General features: G+C 76.2%; 16 protein-coding genes and 1 riboswitch. Of the genes, 1 reads left to right on the plus strand and 15 read right to left on the minus strand.

Features of this window, described 5'->3' with window-relative positions; all coding sequences use genetic code 11:
• Positions 1 to 2 precede the first annotated feature (2 nt).
• The 15 genes from cobC to K7G61_RS21315 all read right to left on the minus strand — a co-directional run bounded on the left by cobC (position 3) and on the right by K7G61_RS21315 (position 19,704).
• Positions 3 to 1,058: an Rv2231c family pyridoxal phosphate-dependent protein CobC gene (gene cobC, locus K7G61_RS21245; RefSeq protein ID WP_225848507.1), complete on the minus strand. Its 1,056-nt coding sequence runs from the start codon at positions 1,056 to 1,058 to the stop codon at positions 3 to 5.
• Positions 1,042 to 2,043, minus strand: a complete 1,002-nt coding sequence (locus K7G61_RS21250) for a sirohydrochlorin chelatase (RefSeq protein ID WP_225848508.1) — start codon at positions 2,041 to 2,043, stop codon at positions 1,042 to 1,044. The genes cobC and K7G61_RS21250 overlap by 17 nt, the downstream gene beginning before the upstream one ends.
• Positions 2,040 to 2,630 (minus strand): precorrin-8X methylmutase, encoded by a 591-nt coding sequence (locus K7G61_RS21255; RefSeq protein ID WP_225848509.1) that lies wholly within the window; start codon positions 2,628 to 2,630, stop codon positions 2,040 to 2,042. Before K7G61_RS21255 ends, K7G61_RS21250 begins: the two co-directional genes overlap by 4 nt.
• Positions 2,627 to 4,531, minus strand: coding sequence for a precorrin-3B C(17)-methyltransferase (gene cobJ, locus K7G61_RS21260; protein ID WP_225848510.1), 1,905 nt, complete (start codon positions 4,529 to 4,531; stop codon positions 2,627 to 2,629). The genes K7G61_RS21255 and cobJ overlap by 4 nt, the downstream gene beginning before the upstream one ends.
• Positions 4,528 to 5,790 (minus strand): precorrin-6y C5,15-methyltransferase (decarboxylating) subunit CbiE, encoded by a 1,263-nt coding sequence (gene cbiE, locus K7G61_RS21265; protein ID WP_308190675.1) that lies wholly within the window; start codon positions 5,788 to 5,790, stop codon positions 4,528 to 4,530. The genes cobJ and cbiE overlap by 4 nt, the downstream gene beginning before the upstream one ends.
• Complete coding sequence (gene cobM / locus K7G61_RS21270; protein ID WP_225848511.1) at positions 5,783 to 6,589, minus strand: precorrin-4 C(11)-methyltransferase; 807 nt, start codon at positions 6,587 to 6,589, stop codon at positions 5,783 to 5,785. Before cobM ends, cbiE begins: the two co-directional genes overlap by 8 nt.
• Positions 6,586 to 7,383, minus strand: coding sequence for a precorrin-2 C(20)-methyltransferase (gene cobI / locus K7G61_RS21275; RefSeq protein ID WP_225848512.1), 798 nt, complete (start codon positions 7,381 to 7,383; stop codon positions 6,586 to 6,588). Before cobI ends, cobM begins: the two co-directional genes overlap by 4 nt.
• A complete protein-coding gene (locus K7G61_RS21280; protein ID WP_225848513.1) occupies positions 7,380 to 8,786 on the minus strand; it encodes a cobyrinate a,c-diamide synthase in 1,407 nt (468 codons plus the stop codon). Before K7G61_RS21280 ends, cobI begins: the two co-directional genes overlap by 4 nt.
• Positions 8,783 to 9,379, minus strand: a complete 597-nt coding sequence (cobO, locus tag K7G61_RS21285; RefSeq protein WP_225848514.1) for a cob(I)yrinic acid a,c-diamide adenosyltransferase — start codon at positions 9,377 to 9,379, stop codon at positions 8,783 to 8,785. The genes K7G61_RS21280 and cobO overlap by 4 nt, the downstream gene beginning before the upstream one ends.
• Complete coding sequence (locus K7G61_RS21290; protein ID WP_225848515.1) at positions 9,379 to 11,472, minus strand: putative cobaltochelatase; 2,094 nt, start codon at positions 11,470 to 11,472, stop codon at positions 9,379 to 9,381. Before K7G61_RS21290 ends, cobO begins: the two co-directional genes overlap by 1 nt.
• Before the next feature lie 172 nt (positions 11,473 to 11,644).
• Entirely contained in the window at positions 11,645 to 15,337 is a 3,693-nt protein-coding gene (gene cobN, locus K7G61_RS21295) for a cobaltochelatase subunit CobN (RefSeq protein WP_225848516.1), read from the minus strand.
• On the minus strand, positions 15,334 to 16,851 hold the full coding sequence (locus K7G61_RS21300; protein ID WP_225848517.1) for a cobyric acid synthase: 1,518 nt from the start codon (positions 16,849 to 16,851) through the stop codon (positions 15,334 to 15,336). The genes cobN and K7G61_RS21300 overlap by 4 nt, the downstream gene beginning before the upstream one ends.
• Positions 16,848 to 17,867, minus strand: coding sequence for a cobalamin biosynthesis protein (locus K7G61_RS21305; protein WP_225848518.1), 1,020 nt, complete (start codon positions 17,865 to 17,867; stop codon positions 16,848 to 16,850). The genes K7G61_RS21300 and K7G61_RS21305 overlap by 4 nt, the downstream gene beginning before the upstream one ends.
• Before the next feature lie 124 nt (positions 17,868 to 17,991).
• A riboswitch (cobalamin riboswitch) is annotated at positions 17,992 to 18,120 on the minus strand.
• Positions 18,121 to 18,281: 161 nt separating this feature from the next.
• Positions 18,282 to 18,506, minus strand: a complete 225-nt coding sequence (locus K7G61_RS21310; RefSeq protein WP_225848519.1) for a hypothetical protein — start codon at positions 18,504 to 18,506, stop codon at positions 18,282 to 18,284.
• A gap of 10 nt (positions 18,507 to 18,516) precedes the next feature.
• Positions 18,517 to 19,704: an inorganic phosphate transporter gene (locus K7G61_RS21315; protein WP_225848520.1), complete on the minus strand. Its 1,188-nt coding sequence runs from the start codon at positions 19,702 to 19,704 to the stop codon at positions 18,517 to 18,519.
• Between the two features lie 217 nt (positions 19,705 to 19,921).
• Here K7G61_RS21315 and K7G61_RS21320 point away from each other — a divergent pair, with 217 nt between their 5' ends.
• Positions 19,922 to 20,584 carry a class II aldolase/adducin family protein gene (locus tag K7G61_RS21320; RefSeq protein ID WP_225848521.1) on the plus strand — a complete coding sequence of 221 codons (663 nt, stop codon included), beginning with the start codon at positions 19,922 to 19,924 and terminating at the stop codon, positions 20,582 to 20,584.
• Positions 20,585 to 20,715 lie beyond the last annotated feature (131 nt).

Raw genomic sequence — 20,715 nt, forward strand, 5'->3', positions numbered from 1 at the left:
GGTCAGTGGTCCGCGGTCGCCGTCGCCAGCGCGTTGACGAAGCCGTCGGTGGTACGGCGGTCCCGGACGGCGATCCGCAGCCATTCGGGGCCGAGCCCGGGGAAGGTGTCGGCGCGCCGGACGGCGTAACCGAGCGCCCGCAGCGTGCCCCGCACCCTCGCCGCGTCCGGCAGCCGCAGCAGGAGGAACGGCGCCGCCGGCGGGTCGCCCGCGACCTCCACGCCGGGCAGGTCGCGCAGGCGGTCCACCAGGTAGGCGCGGTCGGCGGTGAACACGCGGGCCGCCTCCGCCGCTTCGGCCAGCGCCCGCGGCTCCATGCACGCGGCCGCCGCCGCCAACGCCGGCGCGGACACCGCCCACAGCGGCTGCGCCCGCCGCAGGGCGGCGACCGGTTCGGGGCCGGCCAGCGCGTAGCCGATCCGCAGGCCCGCGAGTCCCCAGGTCTTGGTCAGGCTGCGCAGCACCACCAGCCCCGGCACGTCCCGGTCGGCCGCCAGCGACTCCCGTTCGCCGGGCACCGCGTCCATGAACGCCTCGTCGACCACCAGCGTGCGGCCCGGCCGGGCCAACCGCCGTACCAGCGCGGCGGGATGGAGGACCGACGTCGGGTTCGTCGGGTTGCCGACCACCACCAGGTCGGCGTCGCGCGGCACCGCGGCGGGGTCCAGGCGGAAGCCGTCCGCGGCCCGCAGCACCACCCGTTCCACCTCGTGCCCGGCGTCGCGCAGCGCCGACTCGGGCTCGGTGAACTGCGGGTGCACCACCACGGCCCGGCGCGGCCGCAGCGCCCGAGCCAGCAGGACGAACGCCTCGGCCGCGCCCGCCGTCAGCAACACCTCCTCACGCGGCCTGCCGTGCCTGGCCGCGACCGCGGCGAGCGCGGCCCGGCCGTCCGGATACGCGGCCAGCGCGGTCAGCGACGCGGCGATGCGCTCGCGCAGCCACGGCGGCGGCGTGCCCGCGCGGACGTTGACGGCCAGGTCGACCAGGCCGTCGCCGACCTCCGCGTCGCCGTGGAAGCGCAGGTCGTACCGGCCGGCGTCAGTGGGTGTGCGCATGGTGATGACCGGTGCCGTGGTCGGTGCCGGTGCCGGTGCCGGTGCCGGTGTCGGTGCCGGAGCCGGAGCCGTGACCTGCGCCGTGATCGTGATCGTGGCCGGGGCCGTGGCCGTGCGCGTGCCCCGGGTCGTCCGGGTGGTGGTGCGGCTGCTGCGGCATGCCCACCCGCTCCTCGAAGCCCGGCAGCTTCACCCGGTACACGCAGCTGTCGCAGTTCATCCGCAGATCGCCCGTCAGGGTCTCGCGGTACCGCTCGCGCACCAGCGCGGCCAGTTCCGGCTCGGCCCCCAGTACGTCCGCGCACCGCACGTCCACGCCTTGGTGCGAGTCCGCCCACTCGCGTGCCTGGTCCCGTACCCGGTCCGGCAGCACACCGGGGAACAGGAAGTACGGCAGGACCACGACGGGTCCCCGGCCTTCGGCGCCCAGCCGCCGGCAGCGCTCCAGGCCGGCCGGGACCGACGGCTCGGCAAGCGACACGAACGCGGTCTCCACGCCCGCGTAGCCGCGGCCCTCCCACAGCAGCCGGGCCACCTTGAAGACCTCGGCGTTGGCGTCCGGGTCGGTCGAGCCGCGGCCCACCAGCAGCACCGTGGCGTCCGCCCGGTCCGTGCCCGCCAGGGCCTCGTCGATCCGCCGCTCCAGGACGGTCAGCAGGTGCGGATGCGGGCCGAGCGGGCGGCCGTACGCGTAGGACGTGCCCGGGTGGCGGCGCTCCTCGCGGGCCAGCGCCGCCGGGATGTCGCCCTTGGCGTGCCCGGCGGACACCAGCACCAGCGGCACCGCGGCGAACCGCGTCACCCCCTGGGCCACCAGGGACGCCACCGACTCCGCCAGCGGCGGCGCGGACAGCTCGATGAAACCGCCGCCCACCGGCAGGGCCGGGTCGGCGGCGCGCAGGCTCTCGACGAAGGCGCGGAAGGCCGCGGCGCCGGCCTCGTCGCGGGTGCCGTGGCCGACGAGCAGGAGTGCGGGCGGGTTCACAGGTCGTTCTCCTCAAGGGGGTACGCGGTGTACACGAGCGCGTTGAGAGCGGCGGCGGCCACCGCGGAGCCGCCCTTCTCCGAGATGTTGCTGACCGCGGGCAGGCCCGACGCCCGCAGGCGCGCCTTGCTCTCCGCGGCGCCCACGAAGCCGACCGGCATGCCGATGACCAGGGCGGGCGCCGCGTCCAGCGCGACGAGTTCCTCCAGCGCGGTCGGGGCGCAGCCCACCACCCAGACCGCGCCCGGCCCCACCTGCTCGTACGCCAGCCGCACCGCGTGGGCGCTGCGGGTCAGGCCCGGGCCGGGGGCCGCGTCGGCGAGCCGGCACACGGCCCGCCGCGCGGTGATCCCGGCCGCGACCATCTCCACGTCGGCGACGACCGGGGCCCCACTGTGCAGCGCCTCGTGCCCGCGCCGCAGCGCGGCCTCTTCGGTGACCAGGTCGGCGGCGTAGTCCAGGTCGGCGCTCGCGTGGACCACCCGCTCCACGACCGCGCGGTGCAGCGGCGGGAAGGCGGAGGTGTCCAGGCGGGAGCGCAGGATGCGGAAGGACTCCCGCTCGATGGGATGGACCGTGCGCCTCACTCGGCCTCCTCGGCGAGGTTGTGCTGCCAGCGGTAGCCGCGGGGGGTGACCATGCGGCCGGCGACCGTACGGGTCGCGGTGTTGCCGACCGTCACCACGGTCACCATGTCCACGGTGTCCGGATCGAGTCCGGCGAGGGTAGTGAGCACGGTGCGCTCGCCGGGGCGGGACGCGGCGCGCACCACGCCCACCGGCGTGTCCGGCGCGCGGTGCCCGGCCAGGATCGACAGGGCCTTCGGCAACTGCCAGTCCCGGCCGCGGCTGCGCGGGTTGTAGAACGTCACGACCAGGTCGGACTCGGCGGCCGCGCGCACCCTGCGCTCGATCACCGGCCACGGGGTGTGCAGGTCGCTGAGGCTGATCGACACGTGGTCGTGGCCCAGCGGCGCCCCGAGCAGCGCGGCCGCCGCCAGCGCCGCGGTCACCCCGGGCACGCCCACCACGTCGATGTCGTCCGCGGCCTCGGCCAGCGCGGGGGAGGCCATCGCGTACACCCCGGCGTCGCCGCTGCCGATCAGCGCCACCGCGTGGCCCGCGCGCGCCTCGGCCACGGCGGTACGGGCCCGCTCCTCCTCGGCGCCGAGCCCCGAGGCCAGCACCCGTGTCCCCGGGCGGAGCAGGTCCTCGATCTGCCGCACGTACTGGTCGAGCCCCACCACGACCGACGCGGCCCGCAGTTCCCGCTCCGCCCTGGGCGTCATCAGGTCCCTGGCCCCCGGTCCGAGCCCCACCACCGCCAGGCGCCCGCGCGGCGGACGGCGCGCGACGGCCACCGTGGCCATCGCCGACTTGCGCTTCTCCACGACGAGTTCGCCGCCGCGCGCGGCGAGCAGCGCGGCCGCCTCCGCCACCGAGGGGGTGCCGAGCGCCCGCAGCGGGGCGTCCGAGGGGTTCGGCACGGCCACCCGCGCGAGCGCGGCGGCCCCGAACGTCACGAGCGGCACCCCCAGCCGCTCGGCCGCCGCCACGATGCCCGGTTCGTCCCTCTTGGCGTCCGCGGTGGCCAGCGCGCTCACGCTCCTGACGGACAGCGAGGCGCCCGCCAGGCTCTCGCGCACCAGCCCGAGCACTTCCGCGGCGCCGGCCCCGCGGCTCGCCCCCACCCCGACCACGAGTGACGGCGGCCGTACGAACACGGTGCGCGCGGCGCGCGGCTTCACGGTGTCCGTCACCCACACGAGCGGCTCGGCGTCTTCCTGTGGGCGGCCCCCGTCGCCACCGGCGGCCGTCCCGCCCGCGGTGGGGCCCGGGGACCGGCCGTCCCCGGACGCTCCCGGTCCTTGGTGGGGCCGGGCTGCCGCGGCGGTCGCGGGCGCGAAGCGTTCGGCACCGCCGGTCCACGTCGTCCCGCTTCCCGCCGTCGCGGCGGGGCCGGGGGGAGCGGCGTCCCCCCGCGTCCCCGGCCGGTGGGCGATCACGGGGAGGGCGGGGAGAGGCCAGATCGCGTCCTCGCGCAGGTGGACGGGGGAGCCGTCCAGGAGGGCACGGGTGACCGCGGCCACCGCGCCTTCCACCGGGTAGGGCAGCGTGTCGAGCGCGGGAGTCCCGGAGGAGTCCGTCGCCGTCGTGACGACCGGCGCGCAGCCGAGGACGTCCGCGACGGCCCCCGCCAGGGAGTTCGCGCCGCCCGCGTGGCCGCCGAGCAGCGCGACGGCGAAGGTGTGGGCCTCGTCCACGGTCACGACGCCCGGGTCGGTGTCCTTGCCCGCCAGGAGAGGCGCGAGGAGCCGTACGGCCGCGCCCGTCGCCAGGAAGAGGACGAGCCGGTCGCACTCGGCGAAGGCGCGCGGGACGGCCTCGCCGAGGGGGCCGTCGTAGCGCCGGGTCGGTTCGGGGAGGGCGGCGGCGAGCCGTTCGCAGCCCCGGCGGCCGGCGGCCGTGGCCCAGAGCAGGCCGATCACAGGGGAGTTCCTTTCGACGCGAAGGCGCGGGGACGGGTGCCCCACAGGACGAAGACGGGATTGGCGGCGGCAAGCCGCGTGACGTCACCGGGCAGCGGGGCGAGCCGGGAGGACTGCAGCAGGGTGCCGTCGGTGACCAGCCCCGCCGACGCGAGGGCGAGCCGCACCTCCCGCACCCGGTCCACCGCGGCCAGCGTGACCACGACCCGGCGCCGCACCACTCGCGCGCAGTGCGCCACGATCGCGCCGAGCGCCGCGCCCCCGCCGCCGACGAACACCGCGTCGGGCTCGGCCAGCGGGGCCAGCGCGCCGGGCGCGGTCCCGCACACCACCTGGACGTCGACCCCGTGCGCGGCCGCGTTCGCGCGGACCCGGTCCGCGCCCTCGGGGTCGCGTTCGACCGCGACCGCGGCGGCGCCCAGCCGCGCGCACTCCACGGCCACCGACCCCGAACCGGCCCCGACGTCCCACACCAGTTCGCCCGGCCGCGGGCCGAGCCGGGCCAGCGCCAGCGCCCGCACCTCGTACTTCGTGACCATCGAGTCGCGGTGCTCGAAGGCGTCCTCCGGCAGCGCCCACTGCGCCGGCGGCCCCGCGGGCCCGGCGAGCACCCGGGCGGCCGGCGCGGTCCACGACTCCTGCGGCCCGCCGAGGCTGAGCACCACCGACACCCCGTCACCCCACGCCCGGCCCGCCGCCTCGGCGGGGGAGACCCGCACCACGGACTCGCCCTCGCCCCCCAGCCCGGTGGCGACGAAAAGGGTGCGGGCGACGCCGGTACGCGCCAGCGCCCCGCCGAGTTCGGCCGGTCCCGCGCCCGGGCCGGTCAGCACGGCCACCTTGCGATGCGCCGCGCAGACGTTGACCGCGGTCCGCGCGTCCCGCCCGTGCGCGCTCACCACGACGGCGTCGTCCCAGCCCAGCCCGACCCGGGCGAAGGCCGCGGCGACCGACGGCACCGACGGGCGCACGTCCAGGGCCGCCGCGCCGAACCGCGCGCCCAGCGCCCGTACGATCCCGAAGAACCCGGGGTCGCCCGAGGCGAGCACCGCCACCCGGCGGCCGGCGGCCACGTGCTCGGCGACGGCGTCGAGGGCGGGCGCCAGCGGTCCGAGCACCACCTGGCGCACACCCGGCGGAAGGCCGGCCGCCGCCAGGTGCCGGGCGGCGCCCACCACGAGGTCGGCTCCGGCGACGGGCGGCGGGGCGCCGCCCGGCACCGTCCCCGTACCGATCACGGTGATCGAACGGTCAGCCACGGCGGGTCCGCAACTCGCGGCGGGCGGCGGGATCGGCCCGCCGGAAACCGTGGAAGTGCCCCGGGTGGTACAGGTGCGAGCGCGTCCCGGACGCCGACAGGGCGGGCCCGACGAGGAACAGCGTGTGCTTCCACAGCTTGTGCGCCTTGACGGTCTCCTCCAGCGTCCCGACCGTGCAGCGCACCAGCGCCTCCTCCGGCCAGGTCACCTGGTGGGCGACGATCACGGGCGTGTCGGCCGGGTAGCCGCCCTCCAGCAGCTCGGCGGCGAGCCGGCCGGAACGTGCGGCGGACAGGAAGACCGCCATGGTGGTGCCGTGCCGCGCGAACTCCCGTACCTCCTCGCCCGGCGGCATGGGCGTCTTCCCTCCGCCCAGCCGGGTCAGCACCACGGACTGCGCGACCTCCGGGATCGTCAACTCGCGTCCGGCGGCGGCCGCGACGGCCGAGAACGACGACACGCCGGGCACGATCTCCACCTCGACGCCCAGCTCGGCGCACCGGTCCACCTGCTCCTGCGTGCCGCCCCACAGCGCCGGGTCGCCCGAGTGGATCCGCGCCACCCGCAGCCCCTCGCGCCGCGCACGCTCGTAGACGGCCACCACGTCCTCCAGCGACATCGCCGCCGAGTCCAGGACCAGCGCGTCCGGGCGGGCGTGCTCCAGCACCTCGGGCCGCACCAGGCTCGCCGCCCAGATGACGACGTCCGCCTCCGCGATGGCCCGCGCCGCCCGGAACGTCAGCAGGTCGGCCGCGCCCGGACCCGCGCCGACGATCGTGACCTTGGCCCGCCCCGTCACAGCTTCCCCCCGCGGCCCGTGCGGCGCGCCGGCGCGATCAGCGTCGACAGGTACGGCAGGGGGCCGCCGGGCAGCTCCGCGGCCGGGCGGATCGCCTCCTGCGCCAGCCCCAGCGAACTGCCCCACACCGCGCCCTCGGTCCGCCCGGTGGCCCGCAGCGCCGCCGCGACCTCGTCCGCCAGCCGGCCGAACTTGTAGGCGACGACCGTGCCAGGGCCCTCCAGCGCCTCCTTCAGCACCGCGGACCCGGCCGTCACCGGCACCAGCGTCAGCGGTTCCGCCCCCTCGGTCAGGACCGCGCCGCTGCGCGCGGCCAGGTCCTGCATCGCGGTGATGCCGGGAACCGTCGCGATGGCGACGGCGGGGAGCAGCGACCTGACCGTGGCGGCCAGGTAGGTGAACGTCGAGTACACGTTGGGGTCGCCGATCGTGGCGAACGCCACCGTGCCGTGCCGCCGCAGCAGTTCGGCGACGGTCTCGCCCGCCGCGTCCCAGGCGGCCTCGTGGCGGGCCCGGTCGGCGCGCTCGTTGAGGGCGAAGACGACGCGTACGACGCGGCCGGCGTCGACGTAATGGCGTACGGTCGCCTCGGCGCGGCCGATCCCGCCCGCCGCTGTCCCGTCGGGCGCGGCCATGACCGGCACGACTACGGCGCCCGCCGCACGCAGGGCGTTCACGCCCTTGACGGTGACGAGTTCGGGGTCACCGGGGCCGACACCGACGCCGGTCAGCCGCGCGGGCGCGGCTCCGGCCGCCGCACGTGCGGCGGCCGGCCCGGGCACAGGGCTGCTCATACGGCACACCTCTCTACGAAGCGGGCCGCGACATAGGGTGCGCCGGCCCAGTGGACGTGCAGGTAGGAGGCGTGCACGTTGCGCCGCACCACGCCTTCCGTACGGCGTCGGGCGCGGGCGCCCCCAGGGGCCGAGGCGGTCAGGCCCCACGCCGGTTCCGTCCCGCCCTCCGCCATGACGCGGGTGCGGTGGAACTCGTGGCCCCGCAGCCTGGTGCCGGCCGCCGCCAGGACGTTGTCGCCCAGCGCGACGGCCTCGCGGTAGCCGAGGGTCAGGCGGTCGGTCATCGTGGCGGTGGCGTCCAGGACGCCGCACATCGGACTGCCGTCCAGGGCGCGGGTGAGGTACAGCAGCCCGGCGCATTCCGCCGCCACCGGCCCCCGGAAGGCGCGCACACGGCGGCGCAGCGCCTCGTTCGCGGACAGCTCCCTCGCGTACGTCTCGGGGAAGCCGCCGCCTATGACGACGCCCGCGGTGCCCTCCGGGAGGGCCTCGTCCCGGAGCGGGTCGAAGGGGACGCACCGCGCCCCGGCGGCCTCCAGCAGTTCGCGGTTCTCGGCGTAACCGAAGGTGAAGGCGGCTCCGCCGGCCACGGCGACGACCGGCCCGTCCCGGCGGTCGACCGGCCCGTCCCGGCGGTCGCCCCGCCCGGCGCCGTCCGGCCGCACCGCCGCCCGCGGGTCCCACTCCCCGCCGTCCAGCGGCGGGGCCGTGCGGGCCAGGGCCAGCAGGGCGGGAAGGTCGCAGGACTCCCGCACCCGCGCGGCCAGGTCGCGCACCCACGCCAGCGCCTCGGGCCGGCGCTCGGCAGCCGGAACCAGCCCGAGGTGGCGGGAGGGGACGGTCAGGGAGGGGGTACGGGGGAGTACGCCGAGGACCGGGACGCCCGTCTCGGCCGCGGCCTCGCGCAGGGCGGCCTCGTGCCGGCCGGAGCCGACCTTGTTCAGGATCACGCCGCCGACACGGACGCCGGGATCCCAGGTGACGAAGCCGTGGACGAGGGCCGCCAGGGAACGGGACTGCGCGGAGGCGTCGACGACCAGGACGACCGGGGCCCGCAGCAGTTTGGCGACCTGCGCGGTGGAACCGAGCTCGCCCTGCCCGTGCGCGCCGTCGTACAGGCCCATGACCCCCTCGACGATCGCGAGGTCACCGCCGCGGGCGCCGTGGCGGAAGAGCGGCCCGATCAGCTCGGGGCCGCACAGGTAGGGGTCCAGGTTGCGGCCCGGCCGGCCGGCGGCCAGGGCGTGGTAACCCGGGTCGATGTAGTCGGGGCCGACCTTGTGCGGCGAGACGGCCAGGCCCGCGGCACGGAACGCGGCCATCAGGCCGGTGGCCACGGTCGTCTTCCCGCTGCCCGAGGCGGGTGCCGCGACGACCAGGCGGGGGACGGCGGCGGTCACCACTCGATGCCCCTCTGGCCCTTCTGACCGGCGTCCATGGGGTGCTTGACCTTCGTCATGTCGGTGACGAGGTCGGCGGCGTCGACCAGTTCCCGCGGCGCCTCGCGGCCGGTGATCACGACGTGCTGCGTGCCGGGCCGCTCCCGCAGGACGGCCACGACCTCGGCGGTGTCGACCCAGCCCCAGCGCATGGGGTACGCGAACTCGTCCAGGACGTACAGCCGGTAGGTCTCGGCGGCCAGGTCCCGCCTGACCTGCGCCCAGCCCTCGCGGGCCGCCTCCTCGTTGCTGCCCGGCGTGCGCTGCACCCACGACCAGCCCTCGCCCATCTTGTGCCAGGCCACCGTGCCGCCCTCGCCGGAGTCGCCCAGCACGCGCAGCGCCCGCTCCTCGCCGACCCGCCACTTCGCCGACTTGACGAACTGGAACACCCCGACCGGCCACCCCTGGTTCCAGGCGCGCAGCGCCAGGCCGAACGCGGCGGTCGACTTGCCCTTGCCGGCGCCCGTGTGCACGATCGTCAGCGGCCGGTTGCGGCGCTGACGGGTGGTCAGCCCGTCGTCCGGTACCGCGCTCGGCTGTCCCTGCGGCATCAGGCTGCCCTCCGTACGTCCTTCACCAGCGCGGACACCGTGTCCGCGCGCAATTCGCCGAGCGTGACCGCGATCCCGCCCAGGTCCCGGGCGAGCGCGCCGGCCAGACCCAGCCGGACCGGGCCCGACTCGCAGTCCACGACCACCGAGGCGACGCCGGCCGCGCCCAGCAGGCGGGCGGCGCGGGCCGCCAGCGCGACCGGCTCGGGGCCGCCGGTGGCCCGGCCGTCGGTGACCACCACCAGCAGCGGGCGCCGCGCCGGGTCCCGCAGCCGCTCCACCCGCAGCGCCTCATGGGCGGTCAGCAGCCCGGCGGCCAGGGGCGTGCGGCCCCCGGTGGGCAGCTTCTCCAGCCGCGCGGCGCCCGCCTCCACCGACGACGTCGGCGGCAGCGCCAACTCGGCCCCGGCGCCCCGGAACGTGATCAGGCCGACTTTGTCCCGCCGCTGATAGGCGTCCAGCAGCAGGGACAGCACCGCGCCCTTGACCGCGCCCATCCGCTGCCGGGCCGCCATGGAACCGGAGGCGTCCACCACGAACAGCACGAGGTTGGACTCCTTGCCCTCCCTGACCGCCTGCCGCAGGTCGCCGCCGCGCAGCACCAGTCCGGGACCGCGGCGCCCGCGCGCCATCTGGTACGGCGCCGCCGCCCGTACCGTCGCCGCGAGGTGCAGCGCGGTCAGCCGGTCGCCGCCGCGCGGCCGCCGGGACCCGGTGACGTGGCCCGACACCGTCCTGGCGCGCGAGCGGCGCCCCGCCGTGCCCTCGCCGAGGCCCGGCACGGTCAGCGGCCGGGTGCGGTACGGGTCCGCGGCCGCGGCGGGCCGCTGCCCGGCGGAGGCGGACCCGCGCGAGGCGTCCCGGCTCCCCTCCGGGCCGGCCGTACGGTCGCCACGAGGGGGCTGCCCGCCGTCCCCGGGGCTCTCGGGGCCGCCTCCTCCCTCAAGGCCGACAGGGCCCGCGTCGCGGCCTTCGCCGGGGCCGCCGCCGGGGCCGCCTCCCTCGGGGCCGCCGTCCGGGCCGGGGTCGTCCGGGCCAGGGTCGTCCGGGCCGGGGTCGGGGTCGTCGTCGGGGTCCGTGCCCCGCTCCCGCCGCAGCGTCTCGTCCAGCTTGTCCTCGTCGAGGCCGGGCGCGTCGAAGGGGTTGCGGCGGCGCCGGTGGGGGAGGGCCAGCAGGGCCGCCCGCCGTACGTCCTCGGCGAGGACGACCGTACGTCCCGCCCACGCGGCCAGCGCGGCCGCCGCGCGGGCCGTCACGATGTCGGCGCGCATGCCGTCCACCTCGAAGGCGGCGCAGACCGCGGCGATCTGCCGCAGCGCCCCGTCGCCCAGCCGCACCTCGGGCAGCAGCGACCGGGCCGCCGCGATCCGCCCGCGCAGCGCCTGCTCCTCGTCCGCCCAGCGCGCCGCGAACGCCGCGGGGTCGGCGTCGTACGCCAGGCGCCGCCGGACGACCTCCACACGCTGCTCGGGCTCTCGCGGGGCGGTCACCTCGACGGTCAATCCGAAGCGGTCCAGCAATTGAGGTCGCAGTTCGCCTTCTTCGGGATTCATGGTCCCGACGAGCAGGAACCGCGCCGCATGCCGCACGGAGACGCCCTCCCGCTCGACGTGACTGGCGCCCATGGCCGCGGCGTCCAACAGGACGTCGACCAAGTGGTCGTGCAAGAGGTTGACTTCGTCCACGTAGAGGATGCCGCGGTGGGCATGGGCCAGCAGGCCCGGTTCGAAGGACTTCACGCCCTCCGTCAGCGCCCGCTCGATGTCCAGCGCGCCGACGAGCCGGTCCTCCGAGGTGCCGACGGGCAGCTCCACGAGCTTCGTGGGGCGGGACTCGCCCTGGACCGCGGCCCCGTGCGGCCCATCAGGACAGGCAGGATCGGGCGAGGCGGGGTCGCAACCGAAACGGCACCCCGGAACCACGCTGATCTCGGGGAGCAGCGCGCTCAGGGCCCGCACGGCGGTGCTCTTGGCGGTCCCCTTCTCGCCGCGCACGAGCACGCCGCCGACCGCCGGCGAGACCGCGTTCAGCAGCAGGGCGAGCCGCAGACTGTCCTGGCCGACGATCGCGGTGAGCGGGTAGGGGGTACTCACGAGGTGATCACTCCTTCGAGTGGCGATTGCGCCGGTGTTCCGATGAGGGAGGCAGCGCGTGCGATGCTCAGGATCTGATCCCCGCTTGCGTGGGGGTGGTCCGAATGTCGACACGCGGGAACACGAGCTCGCCGACTACTCCCCGCACGCGCGGGGGTGCCACACGGGGACCTCACGCGTCGCCCTCCAGGTCCCCTTCGAGGTCGAGGTACGTCTGCCGGAGCCGGTCGAGGGTCTCCTCGTCCGGCTCTGCCCACAGCCCGCGATCGGCCGCCTCCAGCAGCCGCTCCGAGATGCCCCGCAGGGCCCACGGGTTGGACTTCCGCATGAAATCCCGGTTCTCCGGGTCGAAGACGTACTCCGAGGCCAGCCGTTCGTACATCCAGTCGTCCACGACGCCCGCCGTCGCGTCGTATCCGAAGAGGTAGTCGACGGTGGCGGCCATCTCGAAGGCGCCCTTGTAGCCGTGCCGCCGCATCGCCGCCATCCACCGGGGGTTGACCACCCGCGCCCGGAACACCCGGTGCGTCTCCTCGCCCAGCGTCCGGGTCCGCACCTGGTCGGTCAGCGCGCTGTCGCCGATGTACGCCTGCGGTGAGGACCCGGTCAGGTGCCGCACCATCGCGACCATGCCGCCGTGGTACTGGAAGTAGTCGTCGGCGTCCACAATGTCATGTTCTCGAGAGTCCACATTTTTCGCCGCCACCTGGATGCGCCGGAACGCCGCCTCCATGTCGCCGCGTGCCGGGCGCCCGTCCAGGCCGCGTCCGTAGGCGTAGCCGCCCCACACCGCGTACACCTCGGCGAGGTCGGAGTCGTCGCGCCAGTTGCGGGCGTCGATCAGGGGCAGCAGGCCCGCGCCATAGGCGCCGGGTTTGGAGCCGAAGACGCGGGCGGTGGCGCGGCGGCGGTCGCCGTGCAGAGCCGTGTCCTCCTCGGCGTGCTTGCGGACGAAGTTGACGTCCGCCGGCTCGTCCAGGTCCGCCACCGCCCGTACCGCGTCGTCGACCAGCGCCACCACGTGCGGGAAGGCGTCGCGGAAGAAGCCCGAGATGCGGACGGTGACGTCGATCCTGGGGCGCCCGAGTTCCGCCGCGGGGACGATCTCGAAACCCGTGACGCGGCGGGAGGCGTCGTCCCACACCGGGCGGCAGCCCAGGAGAGCCAGGATCTCCGCGATGTCGTCGCCCTGGGTGCGCATGCAGGAGGTGCCCCACACCGTCAGCCCGACCGAGGCCGGGTACGTGCCGGTCTCGGCGAGGTGGCGGTCCAGCAGCGAGTCCGCGAGGGCCGTGCCGACGTCCCAGGCGAGGCGGGAGGGGATGGCCTTGGGGTCGACGGAGTAGAAGTTGCGGCCGGTGGGCAGGACGTTGACCAGCCCGCGGGTCGGCGAACCCGACGGGCCGGCCGGCACGTAGCCGCCGCGCAGCGCGCGCAGGACGTGGCCGATCTCGTCGGTCGTACGGGCCAGCCGCGGCACCACCTCGACGGCGGCGAACTCCAGGACGGCCGCCGCCTCCGGCACCCCCCGCCCCAGCGCCCCCGCGACGACCTCGGCCGCCGAGCCGGGCGCCCAGCCCCCCGCCTCCATCGCCTCGACCAGCCGCCGGGCCAGCGACTCCAGCAGGTCGACGGCGTCGGACGCGGTCCGCGCGGGCCCCTCGGCGAGGGCGGTGAGGGTGCCGGGGACGGCGAGGCGCGCGCCCGGTTCGGCCAGCAGGTCCTTCTCCACCAGGCCGAAGTGGGCGGCCAGCGCGGCCCGCAGCCCGGGCAGCGCGCCGCCGGTGCCGGTGCCGCGGCCCGTGCCGCCCCAGACCTGGGCCGAGCGCAGGATCGCCAGCACCAGGTCGACCCGGGCCGCGCCGAGCGGCCCGCCGCCCAGGACGTGCAGGCCGTCGCGGATCTGGACGTCCTTGATCTCGCACAGCCAGCCGTCGACGTGCAGCACGAACTCGTCGAAGTCGTCCGCGCCGGGCTGCTCGTCCACGTGCAGGTCGTGGTGCAGCTCGGCGGCCCGCACCAGGGTCCAGATCTGTCCGCGGATCGCGGGCGCCTTGGCCGGGTCGAGGTCGCTGACCATGGCGTACTCGTCCAGGAGCTGTTCCAGCCTGGCCAGGTCGCCGTAGGAGTCGGCGCGGGCCATCGGCGGCACCAGGTGGTCCACGACGGTGGCGTGGCCGCGCCGCTTGGCCTGGGTGCCCTCGCCGGGGTCGTTGACGATGAACGGGTAGACGAGCGGGAGTTCGCCCAGCACCGCGTCCGGCGCGCAGGCGGCGGACAGGCCCAGGCCCTTGCCGGGCAGCCACTCCATCGTGCCGTGCTTGCCCAGGTGCACGATCGCGTCCGCGCGGAAGGACCGCTCCAGCCAGCGGTACGCGGCCAGGTAGTGGTGCGAGGGCGGCAGGTCCGGGTCGTGGTAGATCGCGACCGGGTTCTCGCCGAAGCCGCGCGGCGGCTGGATCATCACCACCACGTTGCCGAACCGCAAGGACGCCAGCACGACGGCGGCGTCGTCGCCGTCGCCGTCCACGTACAGCGATCCCGGCGGCTCGCCCCAGTGCCGCAGCATGCCGGCCCGCAGGTCCTCGTCCAGGGCGCCGAACCACTCGCGGTAGTCCGCCAGCGGCACGCGGGCCGGAGCCGCCGCCAGTTGCTCCTCGGTCAGCCACTCCACGTCGTGGCCGCCCGCCGCGATCAGCCGGTGGATGAGCTCGTCGCCGTCCTCGGGGAAGTCACCCGTGTCGTAACCGGCCCCGCGCAGCGCCCGCAGCAGGGCGACGGCGGACGCCGGCGTGTCCAGGCCGACCGCGTTGCCGACCCGGGAGTGCTTGGTGGGGTAGGCGGTGAACACGAGCGCGAGCTTCTTGTCCGCGTTCGGCCTGTGCCGCAGCGCCGCGTGGCGCACCGCGATGCCCGCGACCCGCGCGGCCCGCTCCGGATCGGCCACGTAGACCGGCACGCCGTCCGGGCCCGCCTCCTTGAACGAGAACGGCACCGTGACCAGCCGCCCGTCGAACTCCGGGATCGCCACCTGCATCGCCGCGTCCATCGGGGTCAGGGCGGCGTCGCTGTCGTGCCAGGCGGCACGCGGGGAGGTCAGGCACAGCCCCTGCAGCAGCGGCACGTCGAGCTCGGCGAGGGCCCCGATGTCCCACGTCTCGTCGTCGCCGCCCGCGCTCGCGTCGGCCGCCACGGTTCCCCCCGCCGCGAGCACGGTCGTCACGATCGCGTCGGCGCGGCCCAGCAGCGCGTACAGGCCCTCGTCCGCCCCCCGCAGCGAACCGCAGTACACCGGCAGCGCGTTGGCGCCGCGCGCCTCGACGGCCGCGCACAGCGTGTCGACGAACCCGGTGTTCCCGGCCAGCTCGTGGGCCCGGTAGAAGAGCACCGCGACGGTGGGCCGGGCCGGGTCGTGCGGGCGCGTGCCGTGGACGCCGAACTCCGGCATGGGACGCGGCGGTTCGAAGCCCTCCCCGCTCATCAGGACGGTGTCGGACAGGAAGCGGGCCAGCTCGGCGAGGTTGGCCGGTCCGCCCTCGACCAGGTAGCGCAGCGCCTCGGCGACCACCCCGGCCGGCGCCGTCGACATCGCCATCAGTTCCGCGTCGGGCACCGCCTCGCCGCCGAGCAGCACCGTCGGCACCCCCGACCGCGCCAGCCGCTCCAGCCCCCGCTCCCAGGCGCGGCGCCCGCCCAGCAGCCGCACGACCGCCAGACCGGCGCCCTCCAGCAGCGCCGGCAGATCGGTGTCCGGGTCGGTCCTCGACGGGTTGCCGATCCGGTACGAGGCGCCGTGCGCGCTCGCCGCGCGCGCCGCCAGCAGGTCGGTGTCGGCGGTGGACAGCAGCAGAACGGTGGTGGTCATGGCGCCCCCGGCGCGACGAAGGGAAGGCCGGCGGGAGCGCCGTCCTCGATGAGCCGCAGCAGGGCGGCGGTGTCCATGTGCTCCTCGACGAGGGCGGCCAGCCGGTCGAGCCGGGCCTCGCGCAGGCCGGCGAAGCAGGTGTCGGGCGCGGGCACGAACCGGCGGCCGGCCGCCGCCGCGACCTCGGCCAGGAAGCGGCGGCGGAAGCCGTCGCTCTCCAGCGAGCCGTGCCAGTGGGTGCCCAGGACGGCCCCGACCCGGCAGCCGCCGAGGAACGGCTCGCCGCCGCGCACGTCGGCCACGCCGTGGTGGATCTCGTAACCGGTGACCGGCTCCCCGTAGTACGTGCCCTCCGGGCGGGCGAGGGTCTTGGCGGCCGCGAACCGCACCCGCACCGGCAGCAGGCCGAGACCCGGCACCGTGCCGCGGCGCGACTCGACGTCGTCCTCGATGACCTCGCCGAGCATCTGGAAGCCGCCGCAGATGCCCAGCACCGGGCGGCCCTCGGCCGCGCGGCGGCACACGGCGTCGGCCAGGCCGCGCTCGCGCAGCCACTCCAGCGCCCCGACCGTGCCGCGCGTGCCCGGCAGCACCACGAGGTCGGCGTCCGCCAGTTCCTGCGGACGGTCCACGAACCGCACGAGGACGCCCGGTTCGGCGGCGAGCGCGTCCAGGTCGGTGAAGTTCGACATCAGCGGCACGGCGGCGACGGCCACCCGCAGCACGTCCTCGCCGTGCGGCGGCGTGGGCGCCGACTCACGGGCCGCCCCGCCCCACCCCCGCCCCGGCGGGGGCACGCCCAGCCCGTCCTCCTCGTCGATGCCCAGACCCTCCGCGTACGGCAGGACGCCCAGGGTGGGGCGGCCGGTGAGCCGCCGCAGCATCTCGAGGCCGGGCTCCAGCAGGGCGCGGTCGCCGCGGAACTTGTTCACCACGTAGCCCGCGACCAGCCGCTGGTCCTCCGCGCTCAGCAGCGCGGTCGTACCGAAGAAGCTCGCGAACACCCCGCCGCGGTCGATGTCGCCGACGACGAGGACGGGGATCCGCGCGGCGCGGGCGACGGCCATGTTGACGATGTCGGTGCGGCGCAGGTTGATCTCCGCGGGGCTGCCGGCGCCCTCGCAGACCACCACGTCGTACGCGGCGGCCAGTTCCTCCAGGCAGCCGGTCACCGTGGCCAGCAGTTCGGCCTGCCGGCCGCCGTGGTAGCCGCGCGCGCTCATCTCGCCCACCGGCCTGCCCATCACCACGACCTGGCTGGTGCGGTCGCCGCCGGGCTTGAGCAGCACCGGGTTCATCAGCGCCGAGGGTTCGGCCCGGGCGGCCATCGCCTGCATGGCCTGCGCGCGCCCGATCTCCGCGCCCTCCCGGGTCACGAACGAGTTCAGGCTCATGTTCTGGCCCTTGAACGGGGCGACCCGCACCCCGCGTCCGGCCAGGAACCGGCAGATCCCGGCGACCAGGACGCTCTTGCCCGCGTCGCTCGACGTGCCGGCGACGAGCAGACCCCTCATCGGCCGGCCCCCTTCCCGGTGGCGCCGCCGCCCCCGGACGAACAGCCGCCGCCGGAGCGGCGGTCGGCGCCGGAGAGGCGGCCGGCGACCGCGAGGCGGACGGCGACGGACGCGAGGAGCGCGAGCGCGGACACCCGGCGCGACAGGCGGACCGCGCGGCCGATGTCCCGCGGCCCGGGCGGGGCGAACTCGGCGCCCAGGACCGGGCGGTGCTCGGCGCGGCCCGCGTACGACAGGGCGCCGCCCAGCCGCAGCCGCAGGGCTCCGGCGAACGCCGCCTCCACCGGGCCCGCGTTGGGGCTCGGGTGGCCGCCGGCGTCGCGGCGCCACACGCGCAGGGCGGAGCCGGGGTACGGACCGGCCAGGACCGCGAGAGCGGCGGTGAGGCGGGAGCCGGGCAGGCCGGCGAGGTCGTCGAGGCGGGCCGAGGCCCAGCCGAAGCGGAGGTGGCGCGGCGAGCGGTGCCCGACCATGGCGTCGAGGGTGTTGACCGCCCGGAACCCGGCCAGCCCCGGCACGCCGCACAGCGCGCCCCACACCAGGGCGCCGACCACGGCGTCGGAGGTGTTCTCGGCGACGGACTCCACCACGGCCCGGGCGATCCCGTCCGCGTCGAGCCGCCAGGGGTCCCGTCCGCACAGGTGCGGCAGCCGCGCCCGGGCCGCAGCCAGGTCGCCCGCCTCCAGTGCGGAGCCGACCGCCCGCGCCTCGCGGGCCAGCGAGGTCCCGCCGATCACCGTCCAGGTCGCGGCCGCCGCCAAGGCGGCGGACAGCGGCGGGCGGACCCGTGCCGTACGGTCCGCCAGCGCGGCCGCGCCGGCCGCGCCGCCCACGCACAGCGCCGTGTAGAGCGCGCCGCTGAGGCGGTCGTCGCGCCACATCCGGCGTTCCAGGGCGCCCGCGAGGCGGCCGAAGCCCGCCACGGGGTGGCCGCGGCGGGGGTCGCCCGCGACAAGGTCGCCGAGGAAGCCGAGAAGGGCACCGTACGCATAGGGACGAACACCATCCGTACGCATAGGTGTCAGCCCGTCGCCGTCACACTCCGGCGTACGGGAGGGGGTGGGCAGGGTGCGCGCAGGCCGGGCATGGCTGAAGTCCTCACTCAGGGTCCGCGCCCTGGTTCGACGTGACCGGCGGTGAGAGTCTCCTGGCTCCCGGATCTACGCACTCCCGGTCTTCCAACCGGCAACCCGGCCGTGACGTACGGGTGGGAGTGCACTCCCCGGTGACAGTGGCGGGACCGCGCCGGATTCACACCGGACTTCCTCTCCTGCCGCCGTATGGCTCCCCGCAGTCCACCACGTGCGGGATGCGCCGTCAACTGACCGCTGACCTGCGACGACGGAGTGTGGTGAGCCCCACACGGCACGGTGTCCCGTCTGCCGGGCCCCTGACGGGCGCGGCGGACGGGACACCGTGGGTGGCGCGGGCTACTTGGAGACGATCAGCCAGATGCCCCAGCCGACGGCCGCCGCGCAGGCGGCGAAGCACAGGCCGGCGGCGGCCCGGCGGGTCAGGACGGCGGGCCCGGCGGCGGCCGCGCCCGCGGGCCGGGACAGTCCGACGATCCCGAGGGTGAAGACGCCGACCAGGCCGACGGTGGACAGGACGGTGACGGCGAGGACCGTGAGGAGGGCGTGCCAGTCGATGCTCATCGGGGGACCTTCAGGCCGTGGTGGGGGCGGTGGACGCGGGCGGGGGCGGGGCCACGGCCGCGATGGCCGCGGTGACCGCGCCCGGCGCCTCGTCGGGGAGTTCGTTGACGTTGGCGTGGGTGACCGGCTTGCGGCGCGAAGCGGTACGGATGGCCAGACAGGCGGCGAGCGCGAGGACCGCGACCAGGGTGACGCCCCAGGTGCCGCGGTCGGCCAGCAGGGCGGCACCCGCGCCGACCAGGCCGGCCGCGGGCAGGGTCAGCGCCCAGGCGGCGACCATGCGGCCCGCGGTGCCCCAGCGGACGACCGCGCCCTTGCGCCCCATGCCCGCACCCATGACGGCGCCGGAGCAGACCTGCGTGGTCGACAGGGCGAAGCCGAGGTGCGAGGAGGCGAGGATGGTGGCCGCCGCGCCGGTCTGCGCGGCGAACCCCTGCTGCGGCTGGATGTCGGTCAGGCCGCGCCCTATGGTGCGGATGATCCGCCAGCCGCCCAGGTAGGTGCCAAGCGCCATGGCGGCGCCGGCGGAGCAGATCACCCACAGCGGCGGGTCGGAGTGCGGGGCGATCACGTCGCCGGTGATCAGCGCGAGGGTGATCACGCCCATCGTCTTCTGCCCGTCACTGGTGCCGTGGGCCAGCGAGACCAGGCCGGCGGAGGCGATCTGGCCGGCCCGGTAGCCGCGCGAGGTGGCGGCGGGGTCGGCGGCCCGCCCGAGCCGGTAGGTCAGCCTGGTGGACAGCGTCGCGGCCAGGCCGGCGACGATCGGCGCGGCCGCCGCCGGGATCAGGACCTTCATGACGACCGCGTCGCCGTGGATGCCGTGGGTGCCCACGGCCACCAGCACCGCGCCGATCAGACCGCCGAACAGCGCGTGCGACGAACTGGAGGGCAGGCCCGCGAGCCAGGTCAGCAGGTTCCAGACGATCGCGCCGACCAGGCCGGCGAAGATCACCTCGGGTTTCACGCCCGCCGCCTCGTCGATGATGCCGCCGGAGATCGTCTTGGCCACCTGGACGGACAGGAAGGCCCCGACGAGGTTGAGGACGGCGGACATGGCCACCGCGGTCCTGGGTTTGAGAGCGCCGGTCGAGATGGTGGTGGCCATCGCGTTGGCGGTGTCGTGGAAACCGTTCGTGAAGTCGAAGACCAGAGCGGTTGCGATGACGATTCCGATCAGGAGCGTCACGTGTTCCATGGACCCGATTTTTCGTTTGATCGGACAGTGTCGCGGTGACCGTACGGTCGCTTGATGAACGGGAGGTGAACTCAGGGCGTAATCGGAGTGCTGAGATGAACTGCTTTCGAACAGCACGTATACGTTCGGGTGCGTACCCGGCACCGTCCGTCAGCGGGCGGGCCGTGATAATGCGTCTGCAACGGTCGGCCGTACCCCAACCCGTAAAGGACGCGCGGTGCTCGACGCTCTGGAGAAAGCCTGGTCGGAGGTGGTGGACACGGCCCGCAGAACGGTGGCCGAGGGGCTGGTCGCCGGGACCTCGGGAAACGTGTCGGCCCGGGTCGGCGACCTGGTGCTGGTCACGCCGACAGGCGTCCCGTACGACCGCCTGGGGCCGGGGGACGCGGTGGCCGTCGACCTGGACGGCCGGCAGGTGCGCGGCACCCTGCGCCCCACCAGCGAGCTGCCCACCCACCTCGCCGTCTACCGCGAGACGCCGGCCCGCGCGATCGTGCACACCCACGCGCCGCACGCCACGGCCGCCTCCACCCTGGTCAGCAAGCTGCCCAACATCCACTACGCGGCCGCCGGCATGGGCGGGCAGGTGCTGGTCGCCGACTACGCCCTCTACGGCAGCCAGGAGCTGGCCCGCGCGGTCCTCAAGGCGCTGCGCGACGGCCGCACCGCCTGCCTGATGCGCAACCACGGCACGCTCGCCCACGGCGACACCCTCGGCCAGGCGTACGAGCGGACCGCCCAGCTCGAATGGATGTGCCGGGTCTGGCTGCTGGCCAGGTCCGCCAACGACACCGGCTCGCCCCGGACCCTGTCCAACCGCGAGCTGGGCAGGGTGGCGGAGAAGCTGAAGGGGTACGGCCAGCCGGACACGGCGGACTGACCCCCGCGGCACCCGTCCTGCCGTGGGCGGGTCCGGGAAGCGTGCGCGGAACGCCGGGTGCGCGTCCGGCGCGCGTCCGGCGCGGGTCACAGGTGAGTCGTCCGGCCGCGGTTGTCTGGCGGAGTCCGGGC

This window comes from Streptomyces sp. HPF1205 (assembly GCF_020400825.1).
Taxonomy (GTDB): Bacteria; Actinomycetota; Actinomycetes; order Streptomycetales; family Streptomycetaceae; genus Actinacidiphila.

Bases quoted from the DNA above. Each gene is read 5' to 3' on its own strand.
- cobC (WP_225848507.1), bottom strand. From the start codon at position 1,058: ATGCGCACACCCACTGACGCCGGCCGGTACGACCTGCGCTTCCACGGC.
- cobI (WP_225848512.1), bottom strand. From the start codon at position 7,383: ATGAGCAGCCCTGTGCCCGGGCCGGCCGCCGCACGTGCGGCGGCCGGA.
- cobO (WP_225848514.1), bottom strand. From the start codon at position 9,379: ATGCCGCAGGGACAGCCGAGCGCGGTACCGGACGACGGGCTGACCACC.
- cobN (WP_225848516.1), bottom strand. From the start codon at position 15,337: ATGACCACCACCGTTCTGCTGCTGTCCACCGCCGACACCGACCTGCTG.
- K7G61_RS21300 (WP_225848517.1), bottom strand. From the start codon at position 16,851: ATGAGGGGTCTGCTCGTCGCCGGCACGTCGAGCGACGCGGGCAAGAGC.
- K7G61_RS21305 (WP_225848518.1), bottom strand. From the start codon at position 17,867: ATGCGTACGGATGGTGTTCGTCCCTATGCGTACGGTGCCCTTCTCGGC.
- K7G61_RS21310 (WP_225848519.1), bottom strand. From the start codon at position 18,506: ATGAGCATCGACTGGCACGCCCTCCTCACGGTCCTCGCCGTCACCGTC.
- K7G61_RS21315 (WP_225848520.1), bottom strand. From the start codon at position 19,704: ATGGAACACGTGACGCTCCTGATCGGAATCGTCATCGCAACCGCTCTG.